The 11825-nt window shown below is 61.5% G+C and carries 11 protein-coding genes; 4 read left to right on the top strand and 7 right to left on the bottom strand.

What is annotated here, in order from left to right; all coding sequences use genetic code 11:
* Window positions 1-3: 3 nt before the first annotated feature.
* From AB6803_RS27955 to AB6803_RS27945, 3 genes are read left to right on the top strand one after another with little or no spacing between them, the layout of a single operon-like run.
* Window positions 4-939 (top strand): ABC transporter permease, encoded by a 936-nt coding sequence (locus AB6803_RS27955; RefSeq protein ID WP_371111955.1) that lies wholly within the window; start codon window positions 4-6, stop codon window positions 937-939.
* Window positions 936-1793 (top strand): ABC transporter ATP-binding protein, encoded by an 858-nt coding sequence (locus AB6803_RS27950; protein ID WP_371111954.1) that lies wholly within the window; start codon window positions 936-938, stop codon window positions 1791-1793. Before AB6803_RS27955 ends, AB6803_RS27950 begins: the two co-directional genes overlap by 4 nt.
* Entirely contained in the window at window positions 1790-2548 is a 759-nt protein-coding gene (locus tag AB6803_RS27945) for an ABC transporter ATP-binding protein (RefSeq protein WP_371111953.1), read from the top strand. The genes AB6803_RS27950 and AB6803_RS27945 overlap by 4 nt, the downstream gene beginning before the upstream one ends.
* A gap of 58 nt (window positions 2549-2606) precedes the next feature.
* Here the strand turns inward: AB6803_RS27945 and AB6803_RS27940 are convergent, their stop codons facing one another.
* The 6 genes from AB6803_RS27940 to AB6803_RS27915 form a co-directional block, all read right to left on the bottom strand.
* Complete coding sequence (locus AB6803_RS27940) at window positions 2607-3395, bottom strand: inositol monophosphatase family protein (protein ID WP_371112004.1); 789 nt, start codon at window positions 3393-3395, stop codon at window positions 2607-2609.
* Window positions 3395-4267, bottom strand: coding sequence for a glycerophosphodiester phosphodiesterase family protein (locus AB6803_RS27935; RefSeq protein WP_371111952.1), 873 nt, complete (start codon window positions 4265-4267; stop codon window positions 3395-3397). The genes AB6803_RS27940 and AB6803_RS27935 overlap by 1 nt, the downstream gene beginning before the upstream one ends.
* A 38-nt stretch (window positions 4268-4305) precedes the next feature.
* Window positions 4306-5169 carry an ABC transporter permease gene (locus AB6803_RS27930; RefSeq protein ID WP_371111951.1) on the bottom strand — a complete coding sequence of 288 codons (864 nt, stop codon included), beginning with the start codon at window positions 5167-5169 and terminating at the stop codon, window positions 4306-4308.
* On the bottom strand, window positions 5169-6023 hold the full coding sequence (locus AB6803_RS27925) for an ABC transporter permease (protein WP_371111950.1): 855 nt from the start codon (window positions 6021-6023) through the stop codon (window positions 5169-5171). Before AB6803_RS27925 ends, AB6803_RS27930 begins: the two co-directional genes overlap by 1 nt.
* Complete coding sequence (locus AB6803_RS27920; RefSeq protein WP_371112003.1) at window positions 6023-7063, bottom strand: ABC transporter ATP-binding protein; 1041 nt, start codon at window positions 7061-7063, stop codon at window positions 6023-6025. The genes AB6803_RS27925 and AB6803_RS27920 overlap by 1 nt, the downstream gene beginning before the upstream one ends.
* Before the next feature lie 75 nt (window positions 7064-7138).
* Window positions 7139-8368: an extracellular solute-binding protein gene (locus tag AB6803_RS27915; RefSeq protein ID WP_371111949.1), complete on the bottom strand. Its 1230-nt coding sequence runs from the start codon at window positions 8366-8368 to the stop codon at window positions 7139-7141.
* 145 nt (window positions 8369-8513) lie between these two features.
* On the opposite strand from AB6803_RS27915, the gene AB6803_RS27910 reads away from it, so the two are divergent.
* Window positions 8514-9662, top strand: coding sequence for an ROK family transcriptional regulator (locus tag AB6803_RS27910; RefSeq protein ID WP_371111948.1), 1149 nt, complete (start codon window positions 8514-8516; stop codon window positions 9660-9662).
* A gap of 19 nt (window positions 9663-9681) precedes the next feature.
* On the opposite strand, the gene AB6803_RS27905 is transcribed toward AB6803_RS27910, so the two are convergent.
* Complete coding sequence (locus AB6803_RS27905) at window positions 9682-11769, bottom strand: putative bifunctional diguanylate cyclase/phosphodiesterase (protein WP_371111947.1); 2088 nt, start codon at window positions 11767-11769, stop codon at window positions 9682-9684.
* Between the last annotated feature and the right edge of the window lie 56 nt (window positions 11770-11825).

The raw sequence follows: 11825 nt of genomic DNA, 5'->3' as shown, positions 1-11825 counted from the left end.
CCGATGACGATCTCCGCAGAACACACAGATCGCGCCAGCGGCAACAGCTTTCGCAAATGGCTGCTCGCGCCCGAGCCCCAGGGATGGTTCCAGTCCTCCGTGCAGCAATTCCATCAGGGCTGGCTGAAGTTCCGCCTGCATCCGCTCGGCCTTATCGGCCTTGTCATCATCGTCCTGCTGATCCTCGTTGCCATCGCCGCGCCCTTGCTGACGCGGTATGATCCGATCGTGCAGGACATGGCGGGGCGGCTCGCGCCGCCATCGACGCAGCATTGGCTCGGCACCGACAATTTCGGCCGTGATGTCTTTGCCCGCATCGTCTATGGCGGTCGCACGACGCTCTATATCATCACGCTCGTCTCGGTCATCGTCGCGCCCTTGGGCCTGCTGATCGGCACCTGCTCCGGCTATTTCGGTGGGATTGTCGATGAGATCCTGATGCGGATCACCGACATCTTCCTGTCTTTCCCCGGGCTGGTGCTGGCGCTGGGGTTCGCGGCGGCGCTTGGCCCCGGCATCACGAATGCGATCATCGCGATCTCGCTGACGGCCTGGCCGCCGATTGCCCGGCTCGCGCGCGCCGAAACGCTCAGCCTGCGCAAGGCGGATTTTATAGCCGCCGTACGTTTGCAGGGCGCGACGCCCTTGGCGATCATCACTCGCCACATTCTGCCGATGTGCATCCCCTCGGTGATCGTGCGTGTGACCCTCAACATGGCCGGCATCATCATCACCGCCGCCGGCCTCGGCTTTCTCGGCCTCGGTGCCCAGCCGCCCTGGCCGGAATGGGGGTCGATGGCGGCCACAGGCCGCGAATTTATGCTCGACAGCCCCTGGGTCATCGCCGCCCCCGGCATCGCCATCGCCCTGGTGAGCCTTGCCTTCAACCTCGTCGGCGATGCGCTGCGCGACGTCCTTGATCCAAGAGGTGCGGAATGAGTTCTTCCCTCATCGATATCAGCAATCTCGAAATTGCCTTCGGCGGTGGTTCCGTGCGGGCCGTGCGCGGCGTCAGCTTTTCGCTGGGGCAAGAAAAACTCGGGATCGTCGGCGAATCCGGCTCAGGCAAATCGACGGTCGGCCGCGCCATCATGCGGCTGCTGCCGCCGACTGCAATGGTCAGCGCCGAACGGATGAGTTTTCGCGACGTCGATCTGCTCAAGGCAGACGAGCGCAAGATGATGACGATCCGTGGGCGGCGGATCGGGCTCATCCTGCAGGATCCGAAATATTCGCTCAATCCGGTCATGCGGATCGGAGAGCAGATCGCGGAGACCTATCGCCTGCATTATCCCAAGGCGAGCGCGAAGCAGGCCTACGGCCAAACGCTGGAGATGCTCGAGGCCGTCAAGATCCGCGACGTCGAACGGGTGTCTCGCCTCTATCCGCACGAGATATCAGGCGGTATGGGCCAGCGCGTGATGATCGCCATGATGCTGATTGCCGAGCCCGAGGTTCTGATCGCCGACGAGCCGACATCGGCTCTCGATGTCACGGTGCGGCTGGAAATCCTTGCCTTGCTGGACGAGCTTGTCGCCCGGCGCAATCTCGGCCTGATCTTCATCAGTCACGACCTGAACCTCGTGCGGAATTTCTGCGACCGCGTGCTGATCATGTATGCCGGACGGGTCGTCGAGGTCCTTGAGGCGCGAGACCTCGACAAGGCCAGGCACCCCTATACGCAAGGCCTGCTCGCCTCGCTGCCGTCGATCGACGATCCACCGGCTCGGCTGCCGATCTTGAAGCGTGATCCATCCTGGCTCGACAGCAAGATCTTGGAGAGAACGCGATGATCGAAATCGACAATCTCACCATTCGTTTCGCCGCCGGCCAGAGGCCGGTCGTGAGGAATGTCAGCTTCGGCGTCGAGAAGGGCACGGCATTCGGCCTGGTTGGTGAATCCGGCTGCGGAAAATCCACGGTCCTGCGCGCTATCTCCGGTCTCAATCCGAATTACCAGGGCAGCATCGAGCTGGACGGCGATATTCTGGATCGGCAGCGTGACCGGCCGTTCTTCCGCCGGGTGCAGATGGTGTTTCAGGATCCTTACGGATCGCTCCATCCCCGCAAGACGATCCGGTCGCAGCTCAAGGAGCCGCTTCGTAACCAGGGGATTGCCACCGGCTCGATGGATGTCGATGCCCTGCTGCGCTCCGTCGGCCTCGATCCGTCGCTCAGCTACCGGTTTCCGCATCAGCTTTCCGGCGGACAACGCCAGCGCGTCGCCATCGCCCGCGCCCTGGTTCTGAACCCCGCCGTCCTACTGCTCGACGAACCGACCTCCGCGCTCGATGTCTCGGTCCAGGCCGAAATCCTTAACCTGCTGGACGACCTGCGCCGTGAGCGCGGCCTGACCTATCTGCTCGTCAGCCACGATCTTGCCGTCGTCTCCCACATGTGCAGCCGCGTCGCCATCATGGAGGCGGGGGAGATCGTCGAAGAGGTCGATATCGAAAGGCTGCGAAAGGGAGAGGTCGAGCATCCCTATTCGCAGCGCCTGCTACGGGCGAGCCGGATGTATGGTAGGCAGCGGGAAGTCCTTGCTTAAGAGGCAAGGCGGCGCTCTTCGGACCTTAACCATGCTCTTCCCGCAGCCTGCTATTTGATCAAGAGAGACCCTTATCCGTCCTGATCTCCGGCCAGAGCGGCTCAGTCGCCGCCAACAAAGTCGGTGTGCCTGCCGCGATCCACGGTATGCGGCTTTCGCAATTTTCACCGATCCGCACCTCGAGCCCGGCTTCGCGGGCAAGCACGGCGCCACCGGCGATGTCCCACATCGTCGTCACCTTCTGCAGATGCCCGTCGAAAATGCCGCGTGCGGCAAAGACGAGGGAAACGGATGTCGAATGGAAGGCTTCGACGACCCAGCCGGCGCGTCGTAACCCGGTTTGAAACCTGGCGGCATCGTCCAGATCTTCGGCGGGGTTGTCACCCAGCGACATGACGCGGACGTCCTCCAAGGGGCTGGTGCGTGCGAGCGGCTTGCCGTTCATCAAGAGGCCGGTACCATTGGCGGCCGCGTAGGTCTCGCCCATGACCGGCATGGCAACAATGCCGAGTTCGGGGTGGCCGTTACGCACGAAGCCGAGCGAAATTCCCCAGAGCGGTGAGCCACGAAGGAAGTTCGACGTGCCGTCGATCGGGTCGATGATCCAATAGGCGCCTTCCGACTGCCCGCCGAATTCCTCGCCGACGATCGCTTCTCCGGGAAAGGCGGTGGCGAGCCGATCGCGGATGAAGTTTTCAATGGTCGTATCAGCCTCTGAAACGAAGTCCTGCACGCCCTTGGCTCGGGTGGCCACCGTCTGATGCGCTGCAAAGAAATGCAGCGCCCTGTCGGCCGCTTCCTCGATAATGGCGCTCGCCTGCGAAAGACGCTCGAGTGCGATGGGCATCATGCTGTCCTCTTTGTCTCATGGCCGGCGAGCCATTGCTTGAATGGAGCAATCGTATCGGTCTGGACGGCGCCGACGCCTACCTCGGCCAGGGCGCCCCAGACCCCTTCGGGATCGCGGAGCGCCCGACTGTCATTGAAATCGAGGTTATGGGAGACATCGAGCGTATTGATCCACAGGCGGATGTTCTGGCGCTCCAGTTCCTCGCGCCCGCCGGCGAGATCGGCGATGTCGGAAAACTTGACTTCCACCATCGGTGCGCGCAGCGGCTCGATCAGCTTCAGGTCTTCGGCGAATTGTCCGGGCCTGACGCGAAACATCGGCATGTGCGGGATGGAGCCGAACCAGTCCGCATCGATCACCGGGAAATGGCCGGATGCCGGCTCGATATCGGTCTTGATGATGATCTGGTCCTGCATCTCGAGGCGCTTGATCGTGGCGATCACCAGCGGCAAGTCACGCGGATATTTCGTGTCGATATTGACGAAGATGCGCCCGCGGGCTTCTTCCAGCGCTTCTTCCAGCGTTGGAATGCGCTCGTCGGTGACCGTCGCCGTCTCTCCGCCGCCACCAGCGCGAAGACGTGCATTGCGGATTGTCGCGAGATCGCAGGCGCTGACAACGCCGGTGCCGGTCGATGTTCGGTCAAGCGTCGCGTCGTGAATGACGACAAGCTTTCCGTCCGCTGTCGCCTGCGTATCGATTTCGACGATTTCCACATTGAGCGCTGCCGCGTCGCGGATCGATGTCAGCGAGTTTTCCGGCGCGGCCGTCCACAGGCCGCGATGCGCGATGGTGAGAATATCCGGGTTGCTGCGCGAAACGAGCGAGAAAATGTCTGCGAAAGGGGAGGCAGCGGTCTGGCTGGGCATGGGGAGAACTTTCGGATGGTTGAGGTTTGGGGGGAGGATCAGATCTTGCCCATTCCCGCTGCCATCAGGTCGTCGCGCAGGATGCGTCCGGCAAGAACGAAGATGATCAGGGCAGGAAGGAGCAAGATGAAGGCGATGATCGACGCCAATGGCAATTGCATCGAATAGGGATCGAGGAACATGTAGAGCTTGATCGGCAATGTCTGAATGACAGGCGCGCCGACGATGAAGGACTTGTCGAACTCCTCGAAGCTCCCGATGAAGGAAAGCAGCCCGCCGGCGAGCAATCCGGGTATTGCAAGCGGCAGGATGATGTGTGTGAGAACGCCGATGCTTCCGGCGCCGAGCGACCGTGCGGCGTGAATGAGATCGTCCGGAATCGTCTCGAGCGAGGCGGTCATCAGCCGGATCATCAGCGGCAGAGTGCCGACGATCTGGACGAGAATGACACCCACCATTGAATAGGAGAGACCGAGCACCAGGAAAATCTGGCCGATGCCGACGGCAACGACGAGGCCCGGAATGATGATGGGAGCGAGGATGAATATTTCCACGACGCGTTTCAGCCGGAACGGAAAGCGCGCCATGGCCCAGGCCGACGGCAGGGCGATGATTGCGGTCGCGAAGGTCACGACAATGGCGATGACGAGGCTGTTCAGCGTGGCGCGCAACAGATTGGCATCTGCGAGAACGTCCAGCCAGCGGCTGATCGTGTAGTTTTGCGGCACGATATGCGGCGGGGCCCAGCCGTCGGCAACGCTCCAGAGGAACATCAGCGCCAGCGGCAGGGCAATGACGAGCGCCAGCATGAGGTAGAGCCCCACCGAGACGATGACGCGATCGTCCTCGGTGAAGGTGCGGCGTTGGGGCAGGGCGGGGGAGGTGTCGGCAAGCGTGCTCATCACGTATCCTTCTGCGCGGAGCCGAGGCCGATCCTGGCGGTCAGCGTGTAGTAGGCAATCAGCACGGCAATAGCGAAGAGGCTGAGAACCATCCCCATCGCATAGACCTGCGGAAACCTGCCCTGGCTGAATTCGGCGACCATCAGCACAGACAGCGGTCGTGCCACCGGCCGGCCGACGATGTCGGGAATGGCGTAGGAGCCCATCGAACCGATGAAGGTCAACAGGATCGCCGCGGTGATGCCCGGCATGGCGAGTGGAACTTCGACGAAGAGGAATGTGTTCAGCCGTGAGGCGCCGAGCGAGCGTGCCGCCAGGCGGATATCTTCCGGAACGGCGGCAAAGGCGCTGGTGATGATCAGCGTCATGAAGGGGATCTGCTTCCACACCGTCGAAAGGATGACGCCGACGCCCCAATCGTCGCGCACGAGCTTCGGCAGTCCAAGACCCAGCGGCGCCAGCAGCCGGTCGAGAAAACCACCGCGTTCGGCGACGATGATCACCATCAGTGCGACGATGATGCTGGGGACAGCCATCGGCAGCTTGTAGAGCCCGTTGAACAGCTTACGACCGAGGAAGCTCCGGCGAAGCAGCAGCGCAAGCGGAATGGAGGCCAGGAGTGAGACGGCGACCGGGGTGACGCCGTAATAGATCGAGACTGACAGTCCGCGCAGCATCGATGGCCGGGTGAAGATGCGCGTATACCATTGCAGCGTGAAGGAGCCATCATCGAGGTGGAAGCTGCCGATCAGCGCTGATAGCAGCGGCCAGCCGAAGAAGACGAGAAGGTAACCGATACCCGGCGTCAGCAGCAGAAGAAGCCTTGCGCGGTCGTTACCGAGGATGGCGCGCATCAGGCAGCTCCCGCGAATTCCCGCTCGTCGAGCAGGTGTGCAGCACCTTGGAAACCGATCGCGACACGGGTGCCGGGGGCGAGCAGTGCATCGCCGCCCGCCTGAGCGATCTTGAGCGTCACGTCACCAACGGCGACCGTATAGAGGGCATTGGCGCCCATGAACGAGACCGAAGTGACGACGCCGGGAGCGCGGTCATCTGATACAACCGACATGGCCTCCGGGCGGACGGAAACGCGGGCAGGCCCGGCGGCACTTGCGTCGAGCGCGATAGTCTCGCCCCAAGGCAGGCGTGCTCTAACGCCTTCGGCGGTAACGGAGAAAAGGTTTGTCTGGCCGAGGAAGCTTGCCGTGAATGCCTTTTTCGGAGCGCGGTAGAGTTGCTGTGGCGTGCCGGTCTCGACCACGCGGCCCGCATTCATGACGACGATGCGGTCGGACATCGCCATGGCTTCCGACTGGTCGTGTGTCACATAGATGCTGGTCGCGCCGATGCGGCGATGCAGCTCGACGAGTTCGTGGCGCAACGTATCGCGAAGTTTGGCGTCGAGATTGGAGAGCGGCTCGTCGAAGAGCAACAGGGACGGCTGCATGACAATCGCACGGGCAAGCGCCACGCGCTGCTGCTGGCCGCCCGACAATTGCCGCGGCATGCGGTCGGTAAGACCTGTCAGGTTGCAGATGTCGATCGCGTGTTCGATCCGCCGCGCCCGCTCGGGCTTGGCAACACGCTTCATCCGCAGGCCGAAGGCAAGGTTCTTGCCGACCGACATATGCGGGAAGAGCGCGTAGGACTGGAAGACCATCGCAATGTCGCGCGCCTCCGGAGGCAAGGCATCGATCCTTTGTCCGGCGAGATGGATTTCGCCGGCGCTTGGCCGGCTGATCCCCATCAGGATGCGCAGAAGCGTGGACTTGCCGCAGCCGGATGGGCCGAGGATGGTGACGAACTCGCCGCGCTCGACATCGATCGACACGGGATGGAGCGCGCGGCTTGTGGCGTAGTCCTTGGTAATATCTCTGATTTCAAGCGCGGTCATCATGGCATTCCGTCATTCTGGGAAGAGGGGTGGACCGGACGCCCCACGTCCGGTCCGGCAGCGGTCCGGCTTCCGCTACTGATTGAGCACTTTTTCATTGAGTGCTTCGGAAAGCGCCGTCGCCATATCCCAGAAGGCGGTCACCGACAGTCGCGGATAGACGCTGTCCGGCAGGACATGGCCCCGGGTCTCAGTCGAAATCAGATTGTCGCTAATATCCGTGCGCGGCGAACGAGAGGCCTTGTGCTCGAGTTTCCAGGTCTGGAAATCCTTGCTGAAGGCCATGTCGATCAACAGCAGGGCGGCGGCGACATGCTTGGCATTGGCGGGCACGAAGATCGCGTCGCCCGATCCGACCTGGCCGCCCTCGAGCAGCGTCAGGCGGAAGCTGTCGGGAAGCTGCTTGTTGGCGAGGAAGGTTATGGCCTGATCTTCCCAGACCGTGCCCATGTAGAGCTGCTGATTGTTGATGAGATTCAGCGTGTCGGCATTGCCATTCGTCAGTTCCGATACCTTGAGAAGCCTGCGGTAGTAATCCCAGACCGGCTCAAGGCACTCCGACGTCATCGCCCAGTCCTCGGCCTGCTCGAGGCTCAGCGAATAGTCCGTCAGCTTGGCGCGGCAATCACCCTTGAGATAGTTGAGCGCGACAGAGTAGATGAAACCGCTGCCGGAACCGCCCTTGGACGGCAAGGTTACGCCCAGCCGTTTCGGGTTCTTTTCGGCCCAGGCGAGCAGGTCGTCGAAATTCCTGGGCAGGTCGGCCTCCTTGACGAAGGCGGAATCGTAGCCGATCGCCGTCTGGTTCAGGTGCACCAGCGGAAAGGCGCCGCCATGCGGCTTGCCGAAGACAGTCTCGGCCAGAACGGGATCGTAGTGATCCATATTCGGCAGGATCTTCGTCAGCGCGATCTTGCCGACGACACCCGTGGACGACAGCAGCGGATAGCCTCCGCCTCCGGCGAAATAAACATCGACCGGGGCATCCTGGCCCGCCTTTTGCACGGCGATCAGCTGCTGGTTCGCCTGATCGCCGACAACGTCGGTATAGTTGACCTTGATACCGTATTTCGCCTCGAAACGGGTGGTCAGCTCCTTCCACGTATCGCCGAAACTGCCAGCGAAATTGTACATGGTGACGGTGCCTTCGGCTTTGGCGACGGGAACGACGACGTCATAGAAATTGTCACGGCTCACCTTGGAGAGATCGAAATCCTGGTTCTTCAAATTCGTGTCGGCCGCATGGGCCGGCAGCGTGGCGGTTGCCAGGATCAACGCGCCGATGGCGAGACATTTCATGGTCATCAAGATCTCCAACGAGAGGGAACATTGCTCTCGTCGCTATTAATACACTTTAAGTGTAATATTTGTGACAACTCCAGCAAAAAAAGCTCCCCTGGGCATTACCGGGTGGATTGCGAGCCTTCGTGCGAGCCGTTAAGCCAGAAGTATGACACTGCGGACTGCTTCCCCGACCAGGTTCGATATGTCGCCGCTTGCCAGCGACAACGAACGGATGATCCTTGATATCGTGCGCCGTCACGAGCCGATCGCGCGCTCGACGATCACGGCACATACCAATTTGACCCAGCAGTCCGTGCATCGCCTTGTGGAAACGCTGATGGAGCGCGGTCTTCTTCGCACAGGCGCGCCGCTGAAGGGAACGCGCGGCCAGCCGAGCCCGACGATCGAGCTGGTGAAAGAGGCGGTCTATTCCGTCGGCATCTCGATCAACACCGATTCAGCCATCCTGTATCTGGCCGATTTTGGCTGCAACGTGGTTGCTGAGGAAACCTTGAGGATGGTGCCGAGCGATCGGCAGGCAACCATTGCCACGCTTTTGGAAACCCTTCAAACTATCCTGAAAAAGCACGGCATATCGCATGACCGGCTCGTGGGGCTCGGCTTTTCGATGTCGGGTTTTTTCGTCATGGACAATCGCGAATTCAACGCGCCAGAGCCGCTGCGGGACTGGTCGCTCATTGATCTGCGTCCAGGTCTTGAGCGCGCTTTCGAGCTTCCCGTCTGGTTGGAAAACAACGGGACGACGGGCGCCATCGGCGAGAGCCTCCGGGGTGCCGGCCTCTGGTGCTCCACCTTCGCCTATCTTTCCTTCAACTACGGTTTCGGCGGCGGCCTCATCCTGGATGGCAAGCCTTTTCACGGCTTTCACGGCAATGCAGGCGAATTCAGCGGCATCTACAATCCGGAAGAATCGCCAAGGCGACCTGCCTTGCAGTATCTGATCCGGACGCTGCAGGAAAACGGCGTCGATATTCATTCGGTCAGTGAGCTGCACCAGCGCTTCGATCCGTCCTGGCCCGGCGTGGAAACGTGGCTGGAGCAGACGATGCCCTTGCTGGACCGGTTGATTGCGAGCTTGGTCGCCGTGCTCGATCCGCAGGCGATCGTGTTAGGGGGACAATTGCCGCGGGAACTCGGGCGGATGATGATCGAGCGGGTGCATATGCCGTCCTTGCGCCCGCACCGCTATGACGTCGGGCCGCGGGAGGCGACGCTGGTGCTGAGTGAAACGCGGGGGGATGCCGCTGCGATCGGCGCCGCTCTGTTGCCATTGAAGCTTCGCTATTTCCTCTAGCGGCTTAACCGCACGGGGTTCAAGCGATCGAGCGGCGCCTGATGCGGACGGGCGGGATACGGCCTGAAAAGGATGCCGGAAATTCAGCATCTATGGTTTCATCAGGCAGGAATATCTGCCCGACCGGTTTGGGTCGACCGAGGAAAAAGCCCTGGGCTTCGTCGCAGCCTTCGACGCGTAGGATTTCGAGCTGGTGGTTGGTCTCGACGCCTTCGGCAAGAACCGGAATGGCAAGGCTGCGACCAAGCGTCAGGACTGCCCGGACGATGGCTTTCGCCTGGACGCTGCCCTCTACCTCGCTCATGAAGGAGCGGTCGAGCTTGATCTTGTCGAAGGGGAATGAACGCAACGTATCGAGCGACGAATAGCCCGTTCCGAAATCGTCTATCGCGATGGTCACACCCAACGCCTTGATCTGGCGTAGCACGTGGAGTGTGCGGGTTTTGTCGGCGATGATGGTGGACTCGGTGATTTCAAGCTCCAGCCGGCTTGGCGACAAACCCGTTTCGAGCAAAATTTCGTGCACGAGCCGGGCAAGGTCGGCATGTGCGAACTGAACGGGCGAGAGGTTGACGGCGATCTTGTAGCGCTTGTCCCAGGAAGCAGCCTGTTTGCAGGCCGTGCGCAATACCCACTCGCCAATCGAAAGAATAGTGCCGCTCTCCTCGGCGATCGGAATGAACTCCGCCGGCGGAACCTTGCCGCGTTCGGGATGGTTCCAGCGCGCCAGCACCTCATATCCACAGACTTCGCCCGTGCGAACCGAGGTCTGCACCTGATAATGCAGCTCAAGCTGGTCCAGTTCGACGGCGCGGCGCAGATCCTGGGCGAGGGTATGACGCTCGCGGGCGGCTTCATCCATCCTGGATTCGTAGAAGCAGACGACGCGCCCGACATCGGCCTTGGCGCGGTACATCGCCAGGTCGGCATTGCTGACAAGACGCTCCTGATCCCGTCCATCGTCGGGATAGACGGCAACGCCGATGCTGGCGCCCGTCACCGTCTCGAAATCGTCGATCCTGATCGGTTCGAACATGGTCTTTTCCAGCCGCGCGACGAAGTCCAGCAGTTCGTTTTGCCTGTTGAACCGTTTAACGGCCGCAAACTCGTCGCCACCGACGCGGGCGACGAATTCGCCGTCCTTCACCAGACGTGCGAGCCGACGTCCGATCGCCTTCAGGGCCTGGTCGCCAGCCTTGTGTCCACGAAGATCGTTGATTTCCTTGAAGCGGTCGAGGTCTATGCCGATGACGGCAAGTTTCGCATTCTCGCGTTCCGCCTGCTCCATCTCATGGTTGAGATGGTCGGCAAAGCTGCCGCGGTTGGGCAGGCCGGTCAGCAGGTCGTTGAGCGCCATGTGCTGGAGCTTCTGGATGGATTCTTGCGTGGCGTGTTCATCAATCATGTAGCTGGCGACGCCGGTGCCGACGATGAGCAGGCCGACGCCAGCGACGGCAATGGCCATTGCCTGCAATACATGCGGGTCGGTGCCCGCGGCATCCGTCGCCAAAGGAGTGAGCGATACGGCGGCCATCGCCGTGAAATGAAGTGTCACGACGGCGAGGACGAAGAGAGCGAGCGCCAGGAGAGGCGAATGGCGCCAGGGACGACGGATGGCCTGGCTGAAGGCGAAGGACGCTATGACCATGGATAGTACGATCGAGCTGACGACGTAATCCATGCTCCATTCGACAATGCCGTCGACATGATAGGCCATCATGCCGGTGTAGTGCATGGCCGAGATCGCCAAGCCGATGATCATACCGCCGGCTTCCGGCGCAAGTCTCAAACCGCGCAGCGAGGCGGTCGTAAAGCCGAAAGCGCAGCCTGCCACGGCTACCAGCAGCGACACCATGGTCAGGGTCGGACCGAAGGTGATCGCCGCTTCGGTCTGATAGGCGAGCATGGCGATGAAATGGGTGCACCAGACCGAGGAGCCAGCCGCAACGGAGGTCAGGAACAGCCACCCGCCGCGTTGAAGGCCCTGCGTCGTCTCCGCTCGCCGCAGCAGGTTAAGGGTTATCCACCCGCCGCTGACGCAGACAAACGCCGCAAGAAGAACGAGCCACAGATTATGTTCCGTGGCGATACATGAAATGACGCGCACTCAAAAATCCCAAGCCTATGGATGGCAGCGGCCGTCGCTTTGACGGCCGTTCGCTG

The organism is Rhizobium sp. RCC_161_2 (assembly GCF_041355235.1).
Taxonomy (GTDB): Bacteria; Pseudomonadota; Alphaproteobacteria; order Rhizobiales; family Rhizobiaceae; genus Rhizobium.
The sequence above is the reverse complement of the archived record's forward strand: the minus strand, read 5'-3'. Positions and strand labels throughout refer to the sequence as shown.

Bases quoted from the DNA above. Each gene is read 5' to 3' on its own strand.
- AB6803_RS27955 (WP_371111955.1), top strand. From the start codon at position 4: ATGACGATCTCCGCAGAACACACAGATCGCGCCAGCGGCAACAGCTTT.
- AB6803_RS27950 (WP_371111954.1), top strand. From the start codon at position 936: ATGAGTTCTTCCCTCATCGATATCAGCAATCTCGAAATTGCCTTCGGC.
- AB6803_RS27945 (WP_371111953.1), top strand. From the start codon at position 1,790: ATGATCGAAATCGACAATCTCACCATTCGTTTCGCCGCCGGCCAGAGG.
- AB6803_RS27940 (WP_371112004.1), bottom strand. From the start codon at position 3,395: ATGCCCATCGCACTCGAGCGTCTTTCGCAGGCGAGCGCCATTATCGAG.
- AB6803_RS27935 (WP_371111952.1), bottom strand. From the start codon at position 4,267: ATGCCCAGCCAGACCGCTGCCTCCCCTTTCGCAGACATTTTCTCGCTC.
- AB6803_RS27930 (WP_371111951.1), bottom strand. From the start codon at position 5,169: ATGAGCACGCTTGCCGACACCTCCCCCGCCCTGCCCCAACGCCGCACC.
- AB6803_RS27925 (WP_371111950.1), bottom strand. From the start codon at position 6,023: ATGCGCGCCATCCTCGGTAACGACCGCGCAAGGCTTCTTCTGCTGCTG.
- AB6803_RS27920 (WP_371112003.1), bottom strand. From the start codon at position 7,063: ATGACCGCGCTTGAAATCAGAGATATTACCAAGGACTACGCCACAAGC.
- AB6803_RS27915 (WP_371111949.1), bottom strand. From the start codon at position 8,368: ATGACCATGAAATGTCTCGCCATCGGCGCGTTGATCCTGGCAACCGCC.
- AB6803_RS27910 (WP_371111948.1), top strand. From the start codon at position 8,514: ATGACACTGCGGACTGCTTCCCCGACCAGGTTCGATATGTCGCCGCTT.